Raw genomic sequence first — 22,012 nt, forward strand, 5'->3', positions numbered from 1 at the left:
GAGCAGAGAGGGGTCGGCGGGGCGGATTCAGAAGGAACGCAGAGGTTGGGCTGTGAGGCTGGCCGCCCATCGCCGGAGCGAGTCCCATCCGGAGGAGCCCATGACCACCACGTTCACCAGCACCGCCTACGAGAGCCGCGGGATGCGCCACCGGCGCCCGCGCCGCAGCTTTGTGCCGTTCCTGGCACCGCTGGTGATCGGGGCCGGCGGGGCGGGGGTGCTGGTCCTGTGGTGGAGCGACACGACTGCGGTGGTCGGCCCGGCGGGCTGGCTGACCGGGGCGGGGCGCATCACGGGGCTGCTGGCCGGGTACGCCTGCGCGGTGCTGCTGGCCCTGATGGCCCGTGTTCCGCTGCTGGACCACACCATCGGAACCGACCGGCTCGCCCGCTGGCACGCCCTGGGCGGCCGCTGCACCATCTCCCTGGCCCTCGCCCACACCCTGCTGATCATCTGGGGCTATTCACTGACCTCCCACACCAGCGTCGTGGGCCAGACCTCCACGCTCGTCCTGCACTATCCCGACCTCCTCAAAGGCACGGCCGGCTTCCTGCTGTTCCTGGCCACCGGAGTTCTCTCGGCCCGTGCGGCCCGCCGCAGGCTGAGTTACGAGACCTGGCACTACCTGCACTTTGCCACTTACCTGGCCGTCTTCCTCACCTTCGGACACCAGCTCTCCAACGGAGCCGACTTCGTCGGCAACCGCGCCGCCCAGATCGCCTGGTACACGCTGTTCCTCGGCGTCGCCGCGCTGGTCGCGTGGTACCGGTTCGCCGTACCGCTGCGGCGCGGACTGCGCCACCGCCTGCGTGTGGCGGCGGTCCACCCCGAGGCGCCGGGCGTCGTCTCCGTCCACCTCACCGGTGAACACCTCGACGAGCTGGGGGGCGAGCCGGGGCAGTTCCTGCGCTGGCGCTTCATGACCCGCGGTCTGTGGTGGACCGCCAATCCGTACTCCCTCTCCGCCCCCGCCCACCCCAGTCGTCTGCGCATCACGGTGAAGACCGCCGGTGGCCACAGCGCCGCCCTCGCCCGCCTGACGCCCGGCACCCGCGTGTGGGCGGAGGGACCCTACGGCGGCTTCACCGCGAACCGACGTACCTCTCCCAAGGTCCTGCTCCTGGCCGGCGGCGTCGGCATCACCCCCTTGCGCACGCTCTTCGAGACGCTGCCGGGACAGGTGACCCTCGTCTACCGGGCCCGCCGTACCGACGACCTCGCCCTGCGTGGCGAAATCGACGCGATAGCCGCCCACCGACGGGCCACCGTGCACTACGTCGTCGACGAACCGGCCGGATACTCCTCACCCCTCACCGCCCGGGGCCTGACCGCGCTGGTGCCGGATCTCGCCGCGCACGACGTCTACCTCTGCGGTCCGCCCGGCATGACACAGGCCGCGATCCAGGCCCTGCGCGAGGCCGGAGTCCCGGCACGAAGCATCCACCACGAGTCGTTCGCGTTCTGAGGAGAACCACCATGCGCCGAGCCGTCCTCGCCACCACCGGGATCAGCGCCCTCGTCGTTGCGCTGCTCGCCCTCAAACCGCACCAGTTCCCGGCCCTCGCCGGGGTGGCCCCCCGTTCCCCGACGGACTCCTCCGCCCCGCACACCCCCGCGGGCACCACGGCGGGCGCATCCACCGGCACCGGCACATTCACCGGCGATCCCATCGACACCCCCTACGGGACCGTGCAGGTCGCCGCCACCCTCTCCCGGGGAAGGATCACTGCCGTCAAGGTTCTCCAGGCCCCGGACCACAACGGCCGCGACCAGCAGATCGCCTCCTACGCGCTGCCCCGTCTCACCCAGGAGGCGATCGGCGCCCAGAGCGCGCACATCGACGCCGTGACCGGCGCCAGCTACACCAGCCAGGGCTACATCCAGTCCCTGCAGAGCGCCCTGGACCGGGCTCATGCCTGACACCGCACACGGACTGCGCCACGTCGAACACGTCATGGGCACCGTCTTCTCCTTCGACATCCGCGACAAGCCCACCCCGGCCATCCACCGCGCCCTCGCCGAGGCCGTGCGTCAGCTTCACCGGGTCGACGCCGTGTTCTCCACCTACCGGCCCGACAGCCACATCAGCCGCCTGGACCGCGGCGAGATCCACCTGGACGACTGCCCTCCCGAAGTCCACGAAGTGCTGTCCCTCTGCGCGCAAGCCACCCACGTCACCAACGGCTGGTTCAGCATCGTCCCGGCCGGTGTCCTGGACCCCTCGGGACTCGTCAAGGGCTGGGCCACCGAAGCCGCGTCCCGGCTGCTCCACGAAGCGGGGGCGCACCACACCTGCGTCAACGGCGGAGGCGACCTCCAGCTCCGCGGCCGGGCAGCCCCCGGCACCCCCTGGCGCATCGGCATCGCCCACCCTTTGCGCCCCGGCGAACTGGCCACCGTCATCACCGCACGCCACGACCTGGCCGTCGCCACCTCGGGCACCGCCGAACGCGGCGCCCACATCCTCGACCCGCACAGCGGCACACCCGCCACCGCGTTCGCCTCCCTCACCGTCGTCGGGCCCCGGCTGACCACGACCGATGCCTACACCACCGCGGCGTTCGCCAGAGGCGAGGACGCACGGGACTGGATGGAAGCACTGGACGGCCACGAGGCGCTCGCCGTCCTGCTCGACGGCCGGACGTGGCAGACGTCAGGATTCAGCCGGTACGGGTCATGAGGCAGGACGCGGACTCGTGGCCTCCCGCAGGGAACGGGGCCCGCACCTTTGCCCGGCCCCTCTCACCAGGAATCATCGACCACCAGGAATCACCGACGCGGGACCGCTGCCGGCAGGACGGCGAACGGTCGCTCTGTCCGCGCCGGTTCACAACCTTGGAGTCCTCGACCGGCTGCACGACGCGCCCGCCCAGGTCTTCAGCGACCGGGGGGAGGTGCTCGCGCAGAACGCCATGGCTGTTGCGCTGGTCGGTGAGGCGGGGCCGGGCCACAACATCGTCCGGGCCTGGTTCACCGACCCGGCCGGGCGCGCGCTGTTCCCGCCCGAGGACCACGAGACGCACTCCCGCAGCCACGTGGCCCAGCTCCGGGCGGTGTTCGCGGAGCGCCCCGAGGACGCCCAACTGCGCACCCTGGTCGGGGAACTGCGCGAGCGGAGCGAGGAGTTCGACGCGTTGTGGACCGAGCACCGGGTGGCGCTGCGCCGCGCGGAGCACAAGAGGTTCCTGCACCCGGTCGTCGGGCTGCTGGACCTGGAGTGCGAGGTGCTGCTCAGCGGGGCCTGCGGGCAGAACCTGGTCATCCACACGGCCCGGCCGGGCAGCGAGGCATACGAGCGGCTGCAATTGCTGCGGATGGTGGGGGTGCAGAATTTCGGGCAGCGCGTGTGACGGCCGGCCGCGCCGACGGACCCGGCCGGCCCTGTCACCACCTCTGAGCAGGCACGATCGCTCGCCGGCCGGGCTCGGGACCGGGAACCGGGGGCGGGCGGTCGTAAACCTCCGTCTCAGATAGTAGGAAGTCCGAGTAATTGTGGAGACAGACCGGCCGAGCTGTCCTAACTTTGTAGAAGCCGAACGTCTCGCTAGATCCAGCGACTGGCGGTCGTGAGTGCGCGCCCCCGTGCAGGCAACCCCTGCGGCGCCCGCTCCCCGCCCCTTCAGGCGCCTCGAAATCCCGATCTCGACATCACTTTCACGGTTTTTCGATCTCGAAGTCCTCGCGATCTCAAGGAGTCGATCCACCATGGCCGAGACGACTGTCCGCCGCGTCCGTCACACCCACCGCCCGACCGAGTCGGAGCGCCGCAATGCCGCCGCCGCCCTGCAGCGGGCCCTCGACCGCAGGGACAACGGCGGCTCCACGGGCCACTGAGGCCGGCCGCTGAGACCGGTCACCAAGGCCGGCTGCCCGGTCGTTGATCAGCCGCGGCTGATCTCGAAGCGGTCGATGCGCTCGCCCGACTCGGCGAGCGCGATGACCTTCATCCGGGCACGCCGTCCGGGTTCCACCCCCACCGCCAGGAACGAGAAGCCGGCGCAACGGACCCGGGACCACTCCACGGTCCCGGTCGCCCTTCCGCCGCCCTCGACCACGTGGTACGTGTCCACGCTGTCGTGGTCCCCGACGTGTCCCTCGCATGTGTCCGGCGCCGGGAGCGGCCATGTGTCCGTATCGTGGACGTCACGTGTCATGAGGTGGGACGCGCAGTAAGGTTCGGGCATGTCTCGCAGCATCAATCTCGCAGTGATCCCCGGTGACGGTATCGGCCAGGAGGTCGTGGCCCAGGGCCTCAAGGTCCTCAACGCTGTTCTCCCGCAGGATGTGAAGCTGGAGACCAAGGAGTACGACCTCGGCGCCCGGCGCTGGCACCGTACCGGTGAAACCCTCCCGGACGAGGAGCTGGCGGCCCTCAAGGGTCACGACGCCATCCTGCTCGGCGCGATCGGCGACCCCTCCGTGCCGTCCGGCGTTCTGGAGCGCGGGCTCCTGCTGAAGCTGCGGTTCGCCTTCGACCACTTCATCAACCTGCGGCCGTCGAAGCTGTTCCCGAACACCGCGACGCCGCTGGCCGGCCGCCCGGACATCGACTTCGTCGTCGTCCGCGAGGGCACCGAGGGCCCGTACACCGGCAACGGCGGTTCGCTGCGCACCGGCACGCCGGCCGAGGTCGCCACCGAGGTCAGCGTCAACACCGCCTACGGTGTCGAGCGCGTCGTCCGTGACGCCTTCGAGCGGGCCAACGCCCGCCCCCGCAAGAAGCTGACGCTCGTTCACAAGAACAACGTCCTCGTGTACGCGGGCCACCTGTGGAAGAACACCTTCGACAAGGTCGCGACCGAGTACCCCGAGGTCACCACCGACTATCTGCACGTCGACGCCGCGACGATCTTCTTCGTCACCCAGCCGGAGCGCTTCGACGTCATCGTCACCGACAACCTCTTCGGTGACATCCTCACCGACCTCGCCGCTGCCGTGACCGGCGGCATCGGCCTGGCCGCGTCCGGCAACATCAACCCGACGGGCAACTTCCCGTCGATGTTCGAGCCGGTCCACGGCTCTGCCCCCGACATCGCGGGACAGGGCAAGGCCGACCCGACCGCCACGATCCTCTCCGTCGCCCTCCTGCTGCGCCACCTCGGCTACGAGGCCCAGGCCGCGCGCATCGAGGACGCCGTCTCCGCCGACCTCGCGGAGCGCGACGGAGTGACGCCCCGTACGACCGACCAGATCGGCGACGCGCTCGCGGTACGCGTAGCGAGCTGACCCGACGACTCCAATTTTCGAAGCCGCCGGGTCGCAACCGCACCCGGCGGCTTCTCCTGTGCGGTCCCGGGTGCGACCATCGACCCCTGGACCGCATTCGCGTCATTTCGTGCACGGCCACCCCGGAGCGATAATCGAACGGGGCCGTCGCTCGCGGTGAAGCTCGGACGTCCTAGCACCTGTCTGACAGGAGCGACGTGAGCGCGGTCCAACACACACAACCGGTGAAGGACACGCACACATGACGACGCCCACGATCGAGCTCAAGCCCTCCTCGAACCCGCTGTCCGACGCGGAGCGCGAGGCGATCCTGGTCAAGCCCGGGTTCGGCCGCTACTTCACCGATCACATGGTGACGATCCGGTGGACCGAGGGCCGCGGCTGGCACGACGGCCAGCTCGTCCCCTACGGCCCGCTCTCCCTCGACCCCGCGACCACCGTCCTGCACTACGCGCAGGAGATCTTCGAGGGCCTCAAGGCCTACCGCCAGCCCGACGGCAGCGTCGCCACGTTCCGCCCCGAGGCGAACGCCAAGCGCTTCCAGGCCTCGGCGCACCGGCTGGCCATGCCGGAACTGCCCGTCGAGACGTTCATCGAGGCGTGCGACGCGCTGGTCCAGCAGGACAAGGCATGGGTTCCGGCGCACGGCGGCGAGGAGTCGCTCTACCTGCGTCCGTTCATGGTCGCCACCGAGGTCGGCCTCGGCGTGAAGCCCGCCAACGAGTACCTCTTCATCGTCATCGCCTCGCCCGCCGGCGCCTACTTCCCCGGTGGCGTCAAGCCGGTCTCCATCTGGCTCTCCGAGAACCGCGTCCGCGCCGTCCCCGGCGGCATGGGCGACGCCAAGACCGGCGGCAACTACGCCGCGTCCCTCCTCGCCCAGGCCGAGGCCGCCGAGCAGGGCTGCGACCAGGTCGCCTACCTCGACGCGGTCGAGCACAAGTGGGTCGAGGAGCTCGGCGGGATGAACCTGTACTTCGTGTACGGGAACAAGATCATCACCCCGGCCCTGACCGGCTCCCTGCTCGCCGGTGTCACCCGTGACTCGCTGCTCAAGGTCGCCCGCGACCTCGGCTACGAGTCCGAGGAGGGCCGCGTCTCCATCGACCAGTGGCGCGCCGACACCGAGAACGGCAGCCTCACCGAGGTCTTCGCCTGCGGCACGGCCGCCGTCATCACCCCCGTCGGCATCGTGAAGTCCGCGGGCGGCGAGTGGACCCAGAGCGACGGCGCGCCCGGCGAGGTCACGGGGAAGCTGCGTGAGCGCCTGCTGGACATCCAGCGCGGCGTCGCCGAGGACACCCACGGCTGGATGCACCCGCTGGGCTAGTCAGCCCCTGTACGGCCCAGGCCCCCGTCCCGACCGCGCGCAGCGACTGGGGCGGGGGCGCGGTGCGTTCCGCTACCGGCTCCGCGTCGGAGCGCCCCGGTTCTTTGCGCCGGGCGGCGAAGAAACTCGAACGCGAGGGAGCCTGTCCCGGAAGGAGAGGGAATCGAAGAACCGGGGCAAGCAGCGGGTCAGGATTGCGCAGGCTCGTACGAGGTGGCGGATGCGCGCTGGGAGGAACCTTTCGTCGCGCCATGTCAGGGCGGTGTACGTCACCCCGCCCACCAGGCCCGAGAGGATGAAGCTGCAGTCCACCCCGCCCGTGAGGGCGAGCAGCGGTCCTTCGTAGACCGTGGTGGAGACCGCCGCGAGGCCGACCGCTGCGCCCAGGGCTCAGGGCCCAGGACACCGTGGCGCTGATGTTCCAGCCCGCCCGGCACCAGTAGATGCCGCCCTTGGCGCGTCGGTTGAGAATCCGGGTCGTACTGGCCGCCGCAGCGCACGTACCCGATCAGCGAGATCACGGCCCACGGGGTGCCGATGGCCGTCAGCAGCAGCACGAAGGACGTCATGGTTGTTCCATCGGCATGAGGCCGCCCCTGACGCCCGACTGTTTGAGCGCCGCTCAATATGACTTAAGGACAGATGGCAGTCAGTACTTTCCAGTCAAGGGGAGCCCGGTTAGAGTGATGTTCTAATCTGGAGGTATGGTGACGTGCAACTGACCCCGGCCGAGCGTGACCGGCTGCTGCTCTTCGGAGCTGCCGAACTGGCGCGGGCGCGCCGAGCGCGTGGGCTGAAGCTCAATGTGCCCGAAGCGACCGCGCTGATCGCGGACACCGTGTGCGAAGCGGCGCGCGACGGACGGCGTCTCGCGGAGGCCATCGAGGCCGCGCGCAGTGTGCTGGGACCCGGCGACGTCCTGCCCGGTGTGGCGGATGTGGTCACCGAGGTCCATGTGGAGGCCGTCTTCGACGATGGGTCCCGGCTGGCGGTCGTGTCCGAGCCCATCGGCCACGGTGCCGGAGTCCGGCTGGGGGACAGCGCGCCCGGCGCCGTACTGCCCGCACCGGCGCACGCCGAGCCCGAACCCGCTCTGCGGCTGGCCGTGCGCAACACCGCGACCGTCCCGGTCAGCGTCACCTCGCATTTCCACTTCTTCGAGGCCAACCCGCGACTCGACTTCGACCGGGCCGCGGCATACGGCATGCGGCTGTGTGTTCCCGCCGGGTCGTCGGTCCGTTTCGACCCGGGCGGTGAGGCCGAGGTCGGTCTGTTGCCGATCGGCGGTGCTCGCATCGCGATCGGTTTCGCGGGCCTGGTCGACGGCCCGCTGGACGCGCCCGGCGCGAAGGACGAGGCCCTGCGACGTGCGGCGGCCTGTGGCTATCTGGGAGCGGAGGACGCCTGATGGACCCCTACGAATACGCATCGGTCCACGGACCGCGCGCCGGGGACCGGATCGTCCTCGGCGACTCCGGCCTGGTGGTGCGCGTCGAGTCGGACGCACAGCAGCACGGCGACGAGTTCCTGGCCGGATTCGGAAAGACCGCGCGCGACGGGTTGCACCTCAAGGCCGCGGCCGTACGCGACACCTGTGACGTCGTCATCAGCAATGTGCTGGTCATCGACGCGGTCCAGGGCATCCGGAAGGTCTCCATCGGCATCCGCGAAGGCCGGATCTGCTCGATCGGACGGGCCGGGAACCCGGACACGCTCGACGGCGTCGACGTCGTCGTCGGTACGGGCACCTCGATCGTCTCCGGCGAAGGCATGATCGCGACGGCCGGCGCCGTCGACACCCATGTCCATCTGCTCTCGCCGCGCATCATGGAGGCCTCGCTCGCCTCCGGCGTCACCACCGTCATCGGCCAGGAGTTCGGCCCGGTGTGGGGCGTCGGGGTCAACTCGCCGTGGGCGCTGCGCCACTCCTTCAACGCCTTCGACGCCTGGCCGGTCAACATCGGCTTCCTGGCGCGCGGTTCCTCCTCCGACGCCGCGCCCCTGGTGGAGGCGCTTGCCGAGGGGGGCGCGTCCGGCTTCAAGGTGCACGAGGACATGGGCGCGCACACCCGCGCACTCGACACCGCCCTGCGGGTCGCCGAGGAGCACGACGTACAGGTCGCCCTGCACAGTGACGGGCTGAACGAATGCCTGTCCGTCGAGGACACCCTGCGTGTCCTGGACGGCCGGACGATCCACGCCTTCCACATCGAGGGCTGCGGCGGCGGACACGTACCGAACGTGCTCAAGATGGCGGGCGTCCCGAACGTCATCGGCTCCTCCACCAACCCGACCCTGCCGTTCGGCCGGGACGCGGTGGCCGAGCACTACGGGATGATCGTCTCCGTGCACGACCTCAAGACCGACCTGCCCGGTGACGCCGCCATGGCACGGGACCGGATCAGGGCCGGGACGATGGGCGCGGAGGACGTGCTGCACGACCTCGGCGCGATCGGTATCACCTCCTCCGACGCACAGGGGATGGGGCGCGCGGGCGAGACCGTACGCCGTACCTTCGCCATGGCCGGGAAGATGAAGGCCGAGCTGGGCCCGATGGAGGGCGACGGCCCGCACGACGACAACGCCCGGGTGCTGCGCTACATGGCGAAGCTGACGATCAATCCGGCCATCGCGCATGGTCTGGCGCACGAGATCGGCTCGATCGAGGTGGGCAAGCTCGCCGACATCGTGCTGTGGAAGCCGCAGTTCTTCGGGGCCAAGCCGCAGCTCGTGCTCAAGTCGGGCTTCCCGGCGTGGGGAGTGACGGGCGACCCCAACGCCGCGACCGACACCTGTGAACCGCTCGTCCTGGGACCGCTGTTCGGGGGGCACGGCGCGACCCCCGCGGACATCTCGGTGGCCTTTGTGGCGAAGGCGGCGACCGAGCTGGGCTCCGATCTGATACCGACGCGACGCCGCCGGGTGGCCGTACGCGGCACTCGTGGGATCGGGCCGGCGGACCTGCGCCTCAACTCCCGTATCGGCGAGGTGGCAGTGGACGGGCGCAGCGGCCTGGTCACGCTGGACGGTGCCCCGATGCGCTCCGAGCCCGCCGAATCGATTTCTCTCAACCGCCTCTACTTCCTGTAAAAACACAGCCTTGAGGAGTCCGACGACATGACGTTCCGTATGCCGCCCGAGTGGGCCCCGCACGAGCGCACCTGGATGGCCTGGCCGGGCCCCAACGTCACCTTCTCCGGCGACGACCTCGCCGAGTCCCGCCAGGCATGGGCCGCGGTGGCCCGGGCCGTACGCCGCTTCGAGCCGGTCACCATGGTCGTCGGGCCCGGCCAGGCGGAGGACGCCCGTGGCCTCCTCGGCCCGGACATCGAGCTGGTCGAGCGCGAGCTGGACGACGCCTGGATGCGTGACATCGGCCCGACCTTCGTCACCGACGGCACCCGGCTGGCCGCCGTGGACTGGGTGTTCAACGGCTGGGGTGCACAGGACTGGGCCACCTGGGATCACGACGCGAAGATCGCTCGCCATGTCGCGGACCTCGCCGGGGTCCCCGTGCACAGCTCACCCCTCGTCAACGAGGGCGGCGGCATTCACGTCGACGGTGAAGGCACCGTCCTGCTCACCGAGACCGTGCAGCTCGGCCCCGAGCGCAACCCGGACTGGACCAAGGAGCTGGTCGAGGCCGAGATCCACGCCAAGCTCGGCACCACGAAGGCGATCTGGCTGCGGCGCGGCCTGACGGGCGACTTCCCGCCGCACGGCTTCGGCACCCTCGGTCATGTCGACATCGTCGCCGCCTTCGCCGGACCCGGTGTGGTCGTCGTCCATACCCAGCCGGATCCGTCCCACCCGGACCACGAGCTCTGCAAGGAGAACGTGCAGATGCTCAGGGCCCAGACGGACGCGCAGGGCCGCGCCCTGGAGGTCATCGAGGTCCCGGCCCCGACCGTCGTGCAGGACGAGGAGGGTCAGTGGGTCGACTACTCGTACATCAACCACTACGTCTGCAACGGCGGCGTGGTGCTGTGCGCCTTCGACGATCCCCGTGACGAGAACGCCGCGGGCATCTTCCGTCGCCTCTACCCCGGCCGCGCGGTCACGCTGGTCGACGCCCGCACGATCTTCGCGGGCGGGGGCGGTATCCACTGCATCACTCAGCAGCAGCCTGCTGTAGGCGGCTGAGCGGCGGATCCGGTAGAACGTACGGGTGAACGAGATGCTCTGCGCGGCGGCCGCAGCATGACCCCGCCCTCCGCCCGGCGGCGCAATACGGCGCCGCCCCGTGAGTCCCTGCTCGCAGCCGCCATGGCCACCATCGCCGAGCGCGGGCTCGACGGGCTGACCATGGCGGGGCTCGGACGCGAGGTCGGGATGAGCAGCGGGCACCTTCTGTACTACTTCCGGACCAAGGACGAGCTCCTGCTGCAGACCCTGGAGTGGAGCGAGGGGCGCCTCGGCGCCGAGCGCAGCGCCCTGCTCTCCCAGCAGGCCCCCGCCGCCGAGCGGCTCGACCACTATGTGGATCTGTACGTCCCCGAAGGACCGCGCGACCCCCATTGGGCGCTCTGGCTGGAGGTCTGGAACCGCTCGCAGAACGCCGACGCCGACGCCCGCGGTCGGCAGGCCGCCATCGAGGGGGCCTGGCACCGGGACTTGGTGGCGCTGCTCGCCGAGGGCGTTTCGCGGGGGGAATTCCGCGCCGTGGACCCGGACCGGTTCGCCACCCGATTGCGCGCCCTGCTCGACGGCTTCAGCGTCCATGTCGTCGTCGGCATACCGGGTACGGGACGTGAGCAAGTCCTCTCCCACGTAAGGGAGTTCCTTCAGAGCTCGCTGCTTCCCTGAACGCAACGCACATAAGTACGCGTGATCGTTGCCCGCCCGGTTCTTGTTGCGCTCCCGGCTGTTCGGGCACGGTGACGGACCATGGGACGAGAGCAGTGGAAGAAAATCTGGGTCGGCTCCGCCGGCAACATGGTCGAGTGGTTCGACTGGTTCGTGTACGCGACCTTCGCGGTCTACTTCGCGGACTCGTTCTTCCCCGCGGGCAATGAGACCGCCAACCTCATGAACACCATGGGGATCTTCGCCGTCGGTTTCTTCATGAGGCCCGTCGGCGGGTGGCTGCTAGGCCGGATCGGTGACCGCAGGGGCCGTAAGGCCGCGCTCACCCTCACCGTCACCCTCATGTCGGCCTCCGCGATCCTCATCGCCGTCGCGCCGACGTACGACGTCGCGGGCTACGGCGGCGTCGCCGTCCTGCTGGTGGCCCGGCTCCTGCAGGGCCTCTCCGTCGGCGGCGAGTACGCCGCCAGCGCCACGTACCTGACCGAGGCCTCCGCACCCCACCGGCGCGGCTTCGCCTCCAGCTTCCAGTACGTGTCCATGACCGCCGGACAACTCGTCGGCCTCGGCCTCCAGATCGTCCTCCAGCGCAATATGTCCGATGCCGCGCTGCACAGCTGGGGCTGGCGCATCCCGTTTATCGTCGGCGCGCTCGGCGCCGCAATCGTCTTCTACCTGCGCCGCTCGATGCTGGAGACCGAGGTCTACGCGGAGTCCGGCGCCGCCGAGCAGGAGGACCGCGGCACCCTGAAGGCGCTGTGGCGGCACAAACGCGAGGCGTTCCTCGTGATGGCGCTGACCATGGGCGGGACCGTCGCGTACTACACGTACACGACCTACCTCACCAAGTTCCTCTCCAAGAGCGCCGGCATGGAGAAGTCCACCGCCTCGCTCGTCAGCTTCTGCGCCCTGTTCGTCTTCATGTGCATCCAGCCGCTGGCCGGAATGCTCTCCGACCGGATCGGCCGCCGCCCGCTGCTGATCACCTTCGCCGTCGGCTCCACGTTCCTGACCGTGCCGATCATGACGATGCTCAAGCACGCCGGCACCTTCTGGCCCGCCCTCGGCCTGGCGCTCCTCGCCCTGGTCGTCGTCACCGGATACACCTCGATCAACGCCTGCGTGAAGGCCGAACTCTTCCCGACCGGCATCCGCGCCCTGGGCGTCGCCCTCCCGTACGCCATCGCCAACGCGCTCTTCGGCGGCACCGCCGAATACGTGGCGCTCTGGTTCAAGAAGGCCGGCATCGAGTCCGGCTTCTACTGGTATGTCGCCGGGTGTGCCGCGGTCTCCCTGATCGTCTACCTGGCCATGCGCGAGACCCGCGACATCGACCTGGGCCGGGTCGGCGCCGGCAAGCGCGGACAGGAGCGCTCGGAGCCGTCCGGAGCGACCACCGTCACGCCCGCATCCTGAGACGGGGCAGGGCACGGAGGTGGCCCTGTGCAAGACTGCCTCCGTGCCCTCGTTCGTCATGATTATTGGCAACAGGCGCGCCGGTCCGCAGTGACCGCCCCGTACCACCTACGTGCGGCGCGGCCACCGTGCCCCAGACCCGCGCGCAGACCTCTCGCACCCGCGAGGGGTTTTTTCGTTTTCCGGCCCTCACCTCGGCCGGGGCGAGGCGCGCGGGATGATGGGGGCAAGTGGAGCCAGATCGTCCGGATCCACTCATCCGACAGGAGTCAGACCAGCATGACCACCAAGGCCAAGGCCAGCGACGACAGTTTCCACGTCTTCGACACCACACTGCGCGACGGGGCCCAGCGTGAAGGCATCAACCTGACGGTCGCGGACAAGCTGACCATTGCCCGGCACCTGGACAACTTCGGCGTGGGCTTCATCGAGGGCGGCTGGCCCGGCGCCAACCCCCGGGACACCGAGTTCTTCGCCCGCGCCCAGCAGGAGATCGAGTTCGAGAACGCCCAGCTGGTCGCCTTCGGCGCGACCCGCCGGGCCGGTGGCAAGGCCGCCGAGGACCCCCAGGTCAAGGCACTGCTGGAGTCCGGCGCCCCGGTGATCACGCTGGTCGCCAAGTCCCACGACCGCCATGTGGAACTCGCCCTGCGCACCACCCTCGAAGAGAACCTGGAGATGGTCCGCGACACCGTCTCCTTCCTGCGCGAGCAGGGCCGCCGGGTCTTCGTCGACTGCGAGCACTTCTTCGACGGCTACCGCGCCAACCCCGAGTACGCCAAGGCCGTCGTCCGGGCCGCCGCCGAGGCCGGCGCCGATGTCGTCATCCTCTGCGACACCAACGGCGGCATGCTCCCCGCGCAGGTCACGGCCGTCGTCTCCACCGTGCTCGCCGACACCGGCGCCCGGCTCGGCATCCACGCCCAGGACGACACCGGCTGCGCCGTCGCCAACACCCTCGCCGCCGTCGACGCGGGCGCCACCCACGTCCAGTGCACCGCCAACGGCTACGGCGAACGGGTCGGCAACGCCAACCTCTTCCCCGTCGTCGCCGCCCTGGAACTCAAGTACGGCAAGACCGTCCTCCCCGAGGGTGCGCTCGCCGACATGACCCGCGTCTCCCACGCGATCGCCGAGGTCGTCAATCTGACGCCCTCCACCCACCAGCCCTATGTGGGGGTTTCCGCCTTCGCCCACAAGGCCGGACTGCACGCCTCCGCGATCAAGGTCGACCCGGACCTGTACCAGCACATCGACCCCGCGCTGGTCGGCAACACCATGCGGATGCTGGTCTCCGACATGGCCGGCCGTGCCTCCATCGAGCTCAAGGGCAAGGAGCTCGGCATCGACCTCGGCGGCGACCGCGAACTCGTCGGCCGCGTCGTCGAACGCGTCAAGGAGCGCGAACTCAAGGGCTATACGTACGAGGCCGCCGATGCCTCCTTCGAACTGCTGCTGCGCGCCGAGGCGGAGGGCCGGGCACGCAGCTACTTCCGTACCGAGTCCTGGCGTGCCATCGTCGAGGACCGCCCCGACGGGACGCACGCCAACGAGGCGACCGTGAAGCTCTGGGCCAACGGCGAGCGCATCGTCGCCACCGCCGAGGGCAACGGCCCGGTCAACGCACTCGACCGGGCGCTGCGCGTCGCGCTGGAACGGATCTACCCGCAGCTCGCCAAGCTGGAACTGGTCGACTACAAGGTCCGCATCCTCGAAGGCCGGACCGGCACCGAGTCCACCACCCGAGTCCTCATCACCACGGGCGACGGCAGCGGCGACTGGGCGACCGTGGGCGTAGCGGAGAACGTTATCGCGGCCTCCTGGCAGGCGCTGGAGGACGCGTACACGTACGGGCTGCTGCGCGCCGGGGTCGAGCCCACGGAGTAGCGGAGTCGCTCCTCGGCCGCCGGGCGGGCCCGGCCCCGGGCCCGTCCGGCGGCCGAGGAATGTGAGCCACCGGGTGCATTCAGAACCTGAACGCATAACGCAACCTGCCCGTACGGGAAATGGGTACGGACCAATGTCGGCGTGAAGTATTGACGGCAGTGTTCCAGCGGGGTTAACTCACGCCGCAACGCCGGTACCGGTTCCGGTACCGGTTGCGGTACCGGTTTCAGCTCCCTGTCGCGCCTTGTCCTGGAGGCCCCCGATGCGTGTCACCATCGCCGATGTCGCCCGCGAGGCCGGCGTCAGCAAGACGACCGTGTCCCGGGTCATCAACACCAAGGGCGAAGTGGACGTCTCCACGGCCGCCCGTGTTCGTGAAGTGATCGCACAGCTCGGCTATGTGCCCAGCTCGGGCGCCGTCGGACTGGCCCGCGGCAGCAGCCGTACGGTCGGCATGCTGGTGCCCTCGCTCACCTGGCCGTGGATGGGCGAAGTGCTCCAGGGCGTCGTCGACACCGTCGAGGCCGCCGACTACGGACTGCTGCTCTTCACCTGCAACCGGGGCGCCGAGTCCGTGGAGCGCTTCACCAGCCAGGTGTCGGCGCGCGCCTTCGACGGGCTGGTCGTCGTCGAACCCGAGAACACCCTCGACCACCTCACCGCACTGCACCGCGGCGGTCTGCCGATCGTGCTGATCGACGACCGCGGCCACCACCCCGAATTCCCCTCCGTCGTGACCACCAACCGCGAAGGAGGCGCGTCCGCAGCCCGCCATCTGCTCGCCGCCGGACGCATCAGACCCCTGGTCATCACCGGCCCCCGGAACTTCGGCTGCGTACGCGACCGGCTGGACGGATTCCGTACGGTCCTGCCCACCGATCTCGTCGCCCACGGGGACTTCACCGAACGCTGCGGCCGGCTGGCCGTGGAGCAACTCCTCGCCTCCGGCACGGAGTTCGACTCGGTCTTCGCGCACAACGACATCAGCGCGGCAGGCGTGCTGCGGGCGTTGCGGACGGCCGGGCGGTCCGTGCCGGACGACATCGCCGTGGTCGGCTTCGACGACATCCCGATGGCCGAGCACACCGAACCGCCGCTGACCACCGTGCGCCAGCCCACCCGGCAGATGGGTGAGACGGCCGCGCGGATGCTGCTCTCCCACCTCGGCGGCACGGCCGTGCCCGACGCACCGGTCGTGTTGCCCACCGAACTGGTCGTGCGCCACTCGGCGCCGTAGCGGTCCGGCCGGCATCCCCGGCCGCCTGCCCCTTCCGCAAGCTCCCCCGCACCACCGGCCCCGCCTGCACCACTGGTATCGCCCGTACCACTGGCACCGTCCGCACCATCGGCACCACCCGCACCGCCCCGTACCGCCTGTACCCGGCGCGCCGAGCGCTGCCCATTTCCCGGATCTCCCAGACCCGCAGTCCCTCATGGAGTCGCCATGTCCGCACGACGTCACGCCACCCTGAGAGCGCTCTCGCTCGCTACCACCGTGGTCGCGCTCGCCGCCGGTTGCTCGTCCGCCAATTCGGGTGCCAACAAAGGGGGCGGCGCCTCCGGCGTGCTGACCCTGGGCAAGCCGGACGGGCCGCAGACCAACAACAGCAACCCGTTCCTCAGCACCTCGGCGGGCGCCACGCTCGGCTACCGCTTCATGATCTACGAGCCCCTCGCCATGACGAACCAGATCCGGCCCGCGGACAAGGCCGCCCCCTGGCTCGCGACCGGCTGGAAGTGGGAGTCCAACTTCACCAAGGTCACCTTCACCCTGGACCCCAAGGCCAAGTGGGCCGACGGCAAGCCGCTGACCGCCGAGGACGTCGCGTACACCTTCGACCTCCTGAAGAAGCACCCGGCGCTCAACGGCAACGGCATCCCGTTCGACGGGGTCGCGGTGCAGGGCAAGACGGTCGTCCTGACCTTCAAGGACTCCCAGTACGTCAACCAGAACAAGATCATCCAGCAGTTCGTCGTGCCCAAGCACATCTGGGAAGGCGTCAAGAACCCGGAGACCTGGCCCAACCGCACGCCGGTCGGCTCGGGCCCGTACAAGCTCAAGACGTTCACCCCGCAGACCACCACCCTGACCGCCACGCCCACCTACTGGAAGGGCGCGACCAAGGTCAAGGAGCTGCGCTACACCGCGTACAACGACAACAGCGCGGCGACCACGGCGCTGGCGAGCGGCAAGGTCGAGTGGTCGTTCGTCTTCATGCCGAACTACAAGCAGCTGTTCATCAGCAAGGACCCCAAGAACCACAAGCTGTGGTTCCCGTCCGGGCTCGGCATCCACGGACTGTGGTTCAACACCGCCCGCAAGCCGCTCGACAACCCGGCGCTGCGCAAGGCCATGGCGATGGTCGTCGACCGCAAGGCGATCTACACCCAGGCCGAGGCGACCCTCTACCCGGAGATCACCAACCCGACCGGCATCCCGCTGCCCGCCGGTGAGTCCTTCCTCGCGCCCGAGTACAGGAGCGCCACCACCGCACCGGACGTGGCCGGGGCCAAGAAGATCCTCGCCGACGCCGGGTTCGAGCTCAGCGGCGGAGTGCTGAAGGACCCGAGCGGCAAGCCGGTGCAGCTCACCTTCACCGACCCGGCCGGCTGGAACGACTACATCACCGGGCTCGCGATCATCAAGGACAACATCAAGCAGCTCGGCATCGAGGCCAAGGTCAAGACGCAGACCGCGGAGGCCTGGGGCGCGGACGTCGCCAACGGCAACTTCGACGCAACCCTGCACTGGACCAACAGCGGCGCCACCCCGTACGACATGTACCAGAACATCATGGACGGCGCGCTGCTCCAGCCCGTCGGCAAGGCGTCCCAGCTCGGCAACTTCGGCCGCTTCAAGAACGACCAGGCCACCAAGGCGCTCAAGGACTTCGCCAACGCCACCGAGGACTCCGCCCGCACCACGGCCATGAACACCCTCCAGAAGATCATGGTCGAGCAGGCGCCGGTGATCCCGACGGCCGCCGCCCCCATCGGAGCCGAGTACTCCACGAAGAACTGGGTGGGCTGGCCCACCGAGGCCGACCCGTACGCCCCGCCGCAGCACACCCAGCCGTCCGCGCTGCAGATCGTGCTCCAGCTCAAGCCCGCCAAGTAAGCACGGGGAGACGGACCGGCCATGACCACCACCACCGATCGGACCGGCGACGTCGTGCTCGAAGCACGCGGAGTCGCCAAACACTTCCCCGTCCGCCGCACCGGCCGCGATCTCGTCTCCCGCCGGCGCCGCACCGTCCACGCCGTCGACGACGTCTCGCTGCAACTCCGGCGGGGCACGGTCACGGCCCTGGTGGGGGAGTCGGGCTCCGGGAAGTCCACCGTGGCCAGACTGCTCGCCCAGCTGTATCCGCTCACCGAGGGCGAGATCCGGCTGGCAGGGAAGGCGGTGAAGGCAGGCCGCGGCCGGTCCTTCCGCGCGTACGTACGTCAGGTCCAGCTGATCTTCCAGGACCCGTTCGCCTCGCTCAACCCCGTGCACACCGTGCGCTACCACCTCACCCGGGCACTGACGATCCACGGCCGGGAGGCGAGCGGGGCCGAGCTCGCCGCGCTGCTGGAACGGGTGCAGCTCACCCCCGCCGCGCAGTACCTCGACACGTTCCCGCACGAGCTGTCGGGGGGACAGCGCCAGCGCGTGGCCATCGCCCGCGCGCTCGGCGCCGACCCCCAGGTCCTGCTCGCCGACGAGCCCGTCTCGATGCTGGACGTCTCGATCCGGCTCGGGGTGCTCAATCTGCTGAAGGACCTCAAGGACCGGCTGCGCCTCGCGATCCTCTACATCACCCACGACATCGCCTCCGCCCGCTACTTCGCGGACACCACGCTGGTGATGTACGCGGGCCGGATCGTCGAGGGTGGTGACAGCGAGACCGTTACCCAGCGCCCCGCTCACCCGTACACCCAGCTCCTCATCGCCTCGGCGCCCGACCCGGACCGGGTGGTCGCCGAGGCGGAGCAGGAGGAGACGGGCAGCGGCGAACCGCCCTCGCTCATCGACCCGCCCGCGGGCTGCCGCTTCCACCCCCGCTGCCCCAGGGCGATGGAGCGCTGCCGCACCGAACCGCCGCCGCGCTTCGACCTCGAAGACGGCCAGTGGGCGGCCTGCTGGCTGTACGCGGACGGCGCGCACGACGCGGACGGCGCGCACGGCCCGGACGACGCGCACGACGCGCACGGCCCGGACGATGCGGACGGCGCGCACGGCCCGCACGGCGCGCACGTCGCGGAAGCCGCCGATGGTCAGGCGAAGGGGGCCGCGAAGTGAAGTACCTGCTGCAACGGCTCGCCTTCTACCTGGTCACCGCCTGGGCCGCGATCACCATCAACTTCCTGATTCCGCGCATGATGCCCGGCGACCCCGTCCAGGCGCTCATCTCCCGCTTCCAGGGCCAGCTCGATACCAACGCCGTCAACTCGCTCAAGGCGCTCTTCGGCCTCGACAAGCACCAGTCGCTCTGGCAGCAGTACACCGACTACTGGTCGCATCTGCTCGACGGCGACCTCGGGCTCTCCTTCACCTTCTTCCCGACGCCGGTCAGCGAGGTGATCGCCCAGTCGCTGCCGTGGACGCTCGCGCTCGTCGGCGTCACCACCCTGATCAGCTTCGTGCTCGGCACGGGCATCGGGGTCTTCACCGGCTGGCGGCGCGGCTCCTGGATGGACAGCCTGCTGCCCGTCACCACGTTCATCTCGGCCATCCCGTACTTCTGGCTGGGGCTCATCGCCATCGCGCTGTTCGCCGTGAAGTGGCCGCTCTTCCCGGCCGCCGGCGGCTACGACAGTTCGCTCGTGCCCGCCTTCGACTGGCCGTTCATCTCCAGCGCGCTCCGCCACGCGGTGCTGCCCGGTTTCACCATCGTGCTCAGCGCGGTGGCCGGCTGGATCCTCGGCATGCGGAACATGATGGTGACGGTGTCCTCCGAGGACTACGTCATGGTCGCCCAGGCCAAGGGGCTGTCCGAGCGCCGGGTGATGTTCGGATACGCCGCACGCAACGCGATCCTCCCCAACATCTCCGGCTTCGCCCTCTCGCTGGGCTTCATCGTCGGCGGCACGCTGCTGGTGGAGATGGTCTTCTCCTACCCCGGCATCGGCTACCAGCTCTTCCAGGGCGTGGGCGCGAAGGACTACCCCCTGATGCAGGGCGTCTTCCTGATCATCACGCTCTCCGTCCTCGCGGCGAACCTCCTTGCCGATGTGCTCTACATGGTCCTCGACCCCCGTACCCGAAGGGAGGCCTAGGACATGGCCGTCACCGCCGCCGAGGTCGCCGTGATCGATGCGACCGAGACCCCGGCACCCAGCAGACGCCGCCTGCGTTTCCTGCGCGGCCGCAAGACCGTCATCGGCCTCGGCATCCTGTCGTTCTTCGTCGTGATCGCGGTCATCGGGCCGTGGATCGCACCGTACGACCCGGACACCATGAGCAACGAGTTGCTCCAGCCACCCTCCGGCGCCCACTGGTTCGGTACCACGCAGACCGGTCAGGACGTGCTCTCACAGATCCTCGTCGGCACCCGGGGCGTCCTGATCGTCGGCTTCGTCGCCGGGATCTTCGCGACGATCCTCTCGGTGATCGTCGGGGTCAGCGCCGGATTCCTCGGCGGCACGGCCGACGAGGTGCTCTCGGTGCTCTCCAACGTCTTCCTGGTCATCCCGGGACTTCCGCTGATCATCATCATCGCCAGCTTCGTCTCCGACGCGGGCGACCTGCTGATCGCCACCGTCATCGCCTTCACCTCCTGGGCGTGGGGAGCGCGGGTGCTGCGCGCGCAGACGCTGTCGCTGCGCCGCCGGGACTACGTCGAAGCGGCCCGCGCCACCGGCGAGTCCACCTGGCGGATCATCTTCTTCGAGGTCCTGCCGAACCTGACAGCCGTCATCGCCTCCGGCTTCGTCGGCACGGTCATCTTCGCCATCCTCTCCGAGATCACCCTCGCCTTCATCGGCGTCGCGGACATCTCCCACTGGAACTGGGGGACCGTCCTGTTCTGGGCACAGTCCAACCAGGCCCTGGCCCAGGGCGCGTGGTGGTGGTTCGTCCCCGCCGGGCTCTGCATCGCCCTGCTCGGCATGTCGCTCGCCCTGATCAACTTCGGCATCGACGAGTTCGTCAACCCGCGCCTGCGTACGGAGACGGGCGCGTCCGGGAAGGTCCGGATGCGGGTCGGCTTCACCCCCGTGGCACGCGGTACGCACGATGCCGCGGCACGCGGCACGCACGACAAGGAGACCCGCTCATGAGCAGCGAGCCCGTCCTCAGCATCCGTGGTCTGAACGTGGACTACGGCACCGGGGACGACGCCGTGCACGCGCTGCGCGACATCGACCTCACCCTGCACCGGGGCGAGGTCCTGGGCCTGGCGGGCGAGTCCGGGTCCGGCAAGTCCACGCTGGCGTACGCCGTCACCCGGCTGCTCTCGCCGCCCGGGGTGATCACCGGCGGCGAGGTCCACTACCACCGGCGGGACGGCGAGGCGCTCGACCTGCTGACCCTGTCGGCCCCCGAGCTGAGGGCCTTCCGCTGGCAGGAGCTGTCGATCGTCTTCCAGGGCGCGATGAACTCGCTCAACCCGGTGCACACGGTCCACAGCCAGCTCACCGACGTACTCAAGGCCCACCGCCCCGACCTGAAACGGACCGAACGGACCGACCGGGCCAAGGAGTTGCTGGGCCTGGTCGGCATCTCCGCCGACCGGCTCGCCGCCTACCCGCACCAGCTCTCCGGCGGGATGCGCCAGCGGGTGATGATCGCGATGGCGCTCGCGCTGGAGCCCGAGATCGTCATCATGGACGAACCGACGACGGCCCTGGACGTCGTCATGCAGCGCCAGATCCTGCGCCAACTGGTCAGGCTCCGCGAGGAGCTGGGCTTCTCGGTCGTCTTCATCACCCACGACATCTCGCTGCTGATCGAGTTCTCCGACCGGATCGCGATCATGTACGGCGGCCGGATCGTCGAGGAGGCCGGCGCCTCCGCCATCTATCAGGACCCCCACCACCCGTACAGCGATGGCCTGTTGCACTCCTTCCCGGCACTGCACGGCCCCCGCCGCGAACTCACCGGCATCCCCGGCTCGCCCCCGCACCTGACCGCGATGCCCGCCGGCTGCTCCTTCCACCCCCGCTGCGGCAAGGCGCTCGACGCCTGCGCCGCCCATGTCCCGGTGCTCGCCGCGCCGGACGGAGACGACTCGCGCACGGTGGCCTGCTGGCTCCACCGGCCGGCCCCCGCCGCCGCGACGCCACCCCGCTCGTAGCGATCCCACGCGACCCGCGCGATCCCACGTGACCCACGCGATCCGACGCGATCCGACGCGACCCCAC

Annotated in this window: 20 protein-coding genes and 1 pseudogene; 19 read left to right on the top strand and 2 right to left on the bottom strand. The window is 69.8% G+C overall.

Annotated features, from left to right (window positions below):
- Positions 1-100 precede the first annotated feature (100 nt).
- The 5 genes from OG306_RS27450 to OG306_RS27470 all read left to right on the top strand — a co-directional run bounded on the left by OG306_RS27450 (position 101) and on the right by OG306_RS27470 (position 3,834).
- Positions 101-1,465, top strand: a complete 1,365-nt coding sequence (locus tag OG306_RS27450; protein WP_266905319.1) for a ferredoxin reductase family protein — start codon at positions 101-103, stop codon at positions 1,463-1,465.
- A gap of 11 nt (positions 1,466-1,476) precedes the next feature.
- Positions 1,477-1,920, top strand: coding sequence for an FMN-binding protein (locus tag OG306_RS27455; protein ID WP_266748795.1), 444 nt, complete (start codon positions 1,477-1,479; stop codon positions 1,918-1,920).
- On the top strand, positions 1,913-2,680 hold the full coding sequence (locus OG306_RS27460; protein ID WP_266748796.1) for an FAD:protein FMN transferase: 768 nt from the start codon (positions 1,913-1,915) through the stop codon (positions 2,678-2,680). Before OG306_RS27455 ends, OG306_RS27460 begins: the two co-directional genes overlap by 8 nt.
- Before the next feature lie 214 nt (positions 2,681-2,894).
- Positions 2,895-3,350, top strand: coding sequence for a hypothetical protein (locus OG306_RS27465; RefSeq protein ID WP_371665697.1), 456 nt, complete (start codon positions 2,895-2,897; stop codon positions 3,348-3,350).
- A gap of 355 nt (positions 3,351-3,705) precedes the next feature.
- On the top strand, positions 3,706-3,834 hold the full coding sequence (locus tag OG306_RS27470; protein ID WP_266748797.1) for a hypothetical protein: 129 nt from the start codon (positions 3,706-3,708) through the stop codon (positions 3,832-3,834).
- 47 nt (positions 3,835-3,881) lie between these two features.
- On the opposite strand, the gene OG306_RS27475 is transcribed toward OG306_RS27470, so the two are convergent.
- Positions 3,882-4,070 (bottom strand): hypothetical protein, encoded by a 189-nt coding sequence (locus OG306_RS27475; RefSeq protein WP_266748798.1) that lies wholly within the window; start codon positions 4,068-4,070, stop codon positions 3,882-3,884.
- A 112-nt stretch (positions 4,071-4,182) separates the two neighbouring features.
- On the opposite strand from OG306_RS27475, the gene OG306_RS27480 reads away from it, so the two are divergent.
- Together OG306_RS27480 and OG306_RS27485 are read left to right on the top strand one after the other, a co-directional pair.
- On the top strand, positions 4,183-5,226 hold the full coding sequence (locus OG306_RS27480) for a 3-isopropylmalate dehydrogenase (RefSeq protein ID WP_266748799.1): 1,044 nt from the start codon (positions 4,183-4,185) through the stop codon (positions 5,224-5,226).
- A gap of 241 nt (positions 5,227-5,467) precedes the next feature.
- Complete coding sequence (locus tag OG306_RS27485; protein WP_266748800.1) at positions 5,468-6,556, top strand: branched-chain amino acid aminotransferase; 1,089 nt, start codon at positions 5,468-5,470, stop codon at positions 6,554-6,556.
- Between the two features lie 252 nt (positions 6,557-6,808).
- On the opposite strand, the pseudogene OG306_RS27490 reads toward OG306_RS27485, so the two are convergent.
- Positions 6,809-7,131 (bottom strand): annotated as a pseudogene (locus OG306_RS27490) (cytosine permease); the annotation flags it as partial.
- Between the two features lie 137 nt (positions 7,132-7,268).
- Here OG306_RS27490 and ureA point away from each other — a divergent pair.
- The 12 genes from ureA (at position 7,269) to OG306_RS27550 (ending at position 21,945) form a co-directional block, all read left to right on the top strand.
- Positions 7,269-7,964 carry an urease subunit gamma gene (ureA, locus tag OG306_RS27495; RefSeq protein WP_266748801.1) on the top strand — a complete coding sequence of 232 codons (696 nt, stop codon included), beginning with the start codon at positions 7,269-7,271 and terminating at the stop codon, positions 7,962-7,964.
- Positions 7,964-9,646 carry an urease subunit alpha gene (locus OG306_RS27500; RefSeq protein ID WP_266748802.1) on the top strand — a complete coding sequence of 561 codons (1,683 nt, stop codon included), beginning with the start codon at positions 7,964-7,966 and terminating at the stop codon, positions 9,644-9,646. The genes ureA and OG306_RS27500 overlap by 1 nt, the downstream gene beginning before the upstream one ends.
- A gap of 27 nt (positions 9,647-9,673) precedes the next feature.
- Positions 9,674-10,699: an agmatine deiminase family protein gene (locus OG306_RS27505; protein WP_371665698.1), complete on the top strand. Its 1,026-nt coding sequence runs from the start codon at positions 9,674-9,676 to the stop codon at positions 10,697-10,699.
- A 57-nt stretch (positions 10,700-10,756) separates the two neighbouring features.
- Positions 10,757-11,362, top strand: a complete 606-nt coding sequence (locus OG306_RS27510) for a TetR/AcrR family transcriptional regulator (protein WP_371665699.1) — start codon at positions 10,757-10,759, stop codon at positions 11,360-11,362.
- 81 nt (positions 11,363-11,443) lie between these two features.
- Positions 11,444-12,778: an MFS transporter gene (locus tag OG306_RS27515; protein WP_371665700.1), complete on the top strand. Its 1,335-nt coding sequence runs from the start codon at positions 11,444-11,446 to the stop codon at positions 12,776-12,778.
- Between the two features lie 279 nt (positions 12,779-13,057).
- Positions 13,058-14,665 carry a citramalate synthase gene (gene cimA / locus OG306_RS27520; RefSeq protein ID WP_266748808.1) on the top strand — a complete coding sequence of 536 codons (1,608 nt, stop codon included), beginning with the start codon at positions 13,058-13,060 and terminating at the stop codon, positions 14,663-14,665.
- Between the two features lie 262 nt (positions 14,666-14,927).
- Entirely contained in the window at positions 14,928-15,902 is a 975-nt protein-coding gene (locus OG306_RS27525) for a LacI family DNA-binding transcriptional regulator (RefSeq protein WP_266905307.1), read from the top strand.
- A gap of 207 nt (positions 15,903-16,109) precedes the next feature.
- Positions 16,110-17,783, top strand: a complete 1,674-nt coding sequence (locus OG306_RS27530; protein WP_371665701.1) for an ABC transporter substrate-binding protein — start codon at positions 16,110-16,112, stop codon at positions 17,781-17,783.
- 21 nt (positions 17,784-17,804) lie between these two features.
- Positions 17,805-18,950: an ABC transporter ATP-binding protein gene (locus OG306_RS27535; RefSeq protein ID WP_266905303.1), complete on the top strand. Its 1,146-nt coding sequence runs from the start codon at positions 17,805-17,807 to the stop codon at positions 18,948-18,950.
- Positions 18,947-19,927 (top strand): ABC transporter permease, encoded by a 981-nt coding sequence (locus OG306_RS27540; protein WP_266748815.1) that lies wholly within the window; start codon positions 18,947-18,949, stop codon positions 19,925-19,927. The genes OG306_RS27535 and OG306_RS27540 overlap by 4 nt, the downstream gene beginning before the upstream one ends.
- Before the next feature lie 3 nt (positions 19,928-19,930).
- Positions 19,931-20,929, top strand: coding sequence for an ABC transporter permease (locus tag OG306_RS27545; RefSeq protein ID WP_266748816.1), 999 nt, complete (start codon positions 19,931-19,933; stop codon positions 20,927-20,929).
- Positions 20,926-21,945, top strand: coding sequence for an ABC transporter ATP-binding protein (locus tag OG306_RS27550; protein ID WP_266748817.1), 1,020 nt, complete (start codon positions 20,926-20,928; stop codon positions 21,943-21,945). The genes OG306_RS27545 and OG306_RS27550 overlap by 4 nt, the downstream gene beginning before the upstream one ends.
- Positions 21,946-22,012 lie beyond the last annotated feature (67 nt).

The sequence above is a fragment of the Streptomyces sp. NBC_01241 genome, from assembly GCF_041435435.1.
Classification (GTDB): domain Bacteria; phylum Actinomycetota; class Actinomycetes; order Streptomycetales; family Streptomycetaceae; genus Streptomyces.

What these genes read in the sequence shown, in the direction of transcription:
- OG306_RS27450 (WP_266905319.1), top strand. Translation starts at nt 101, where the DNA reads ATGACCACCACGTTCACCAGCACCGCCTACGAGAGCCGCGGGATGCGC.
- OG306_RS27525 (WP_266905307.1), top strand. Translation starts at nt 14,928, where the DNA reads ATGCGTGTCACCATCGCCGATGTCGCCCGCGAGGCCGGCGTCAGCAAG.
- OG306_RS27550 (WP_266748817.1), top strand. Translation starts at nt 20,926, where the DNA reads ATGAGCAGCGAGCCCGTCCTCAGCATCCGTGGTCTGAACGTGGACTAC.
- OG306_RS27535 (WP_266905303.1), top strand. Translation starts at nt 17,805, where the DNA reads ATGACCACCACCACCGATCGGACCGGCGACGTCGTGCTCGAAGCACGC.
- cimA (WP_266748808.1), top strand. Translation starts at nt 13,058, where the DNA reads ATGACCACCAAGGCCAAGGCCAGCGACGACAGTTTCCACGTCTTCGAC.
- OG306_RS27470 (WP_266748797.1), top strand. Translation starts at nt 3,706, where the DNA reads ATGGCCGAGACGACTGTCCGCCGCGTCCGTCACACCCACCGCCCGACC.
- OG306_RS27480 (WP_266748799.1), top strand. Translation starts at nt 4,183, where the DNA reads ATGTCTCGCAGCATCAATCTCGCAGTGATCCCCGGTGACGGTATCGGC.
- OG306_RS27545 (WP_266748816.1), top strand. Translation starts at nt 19,931, where the DNA reads ATGGCCGTCACCGCCGCCGAGGTCGCCGTGATCGATGCGACCGAGACC.
- OG306_RS27500 (WP_266748802.1), top strand. Translation starts at nt 7,964, where the DNA reads ATGGACCCCTACGAATACGCATCGGTCCACGGACCGCGCGCCGGGGAC.
- OG306_RS27455 (WP_266748795.1), top strand. Translation starts at nt 1,477, where the DNA reads ATGCGCCGAGCCGTCCTCGCCACCACCGGGATCAGCGCCCTCGTCGTT.
- OG306_RS27505 (WP_371665698.1), top strand. Translation starts at nt 9,674, where the DNA reads ATGACGTTCCGTATGCCGCCCGAGTGGGCCCCGCACGAGCGCACCTGG.
- OG306_RS27530 (WP_371665701.1), top strand. Translation starts at nt 16,110, where the DNA reads ATGTCCGCACGACGTCACGCCACCCTGAGAGCGCTCTCGCTCGCTACC.
- OG306_RS27485 (WP_266748800.1), top strand. Translation starts at nt 5,468, where the DNA reads ATGACGACGCCCACGATCGAGCTCAAGCCCTCCTCGAACCCGCTGTCC.
- OG306_RS27510 (WP_371665699.1), top strand. Translation starts at nt 10,757, where the DNA reads ATGACCCCGCCCTCCGCCCGGCGGCGCAATACGGCGCCGCCCCGTGAG.
- OG306_RS27515 (WP_371665700.1), top strand. Translation starts at nt 11,444, where the DNA reads ATGGGACGAGAGCAGTGGAAGAAAATCTGGGTCGGCTCCGCCGGCAAC.
- OG306_RS27460 (WP_266748796.1), top strand. Translation starts at nt 1,913, where the DNA reads ATGCCTGACACCGCACACGGACTGCGCCACGTCGAACACGTCATGGGC.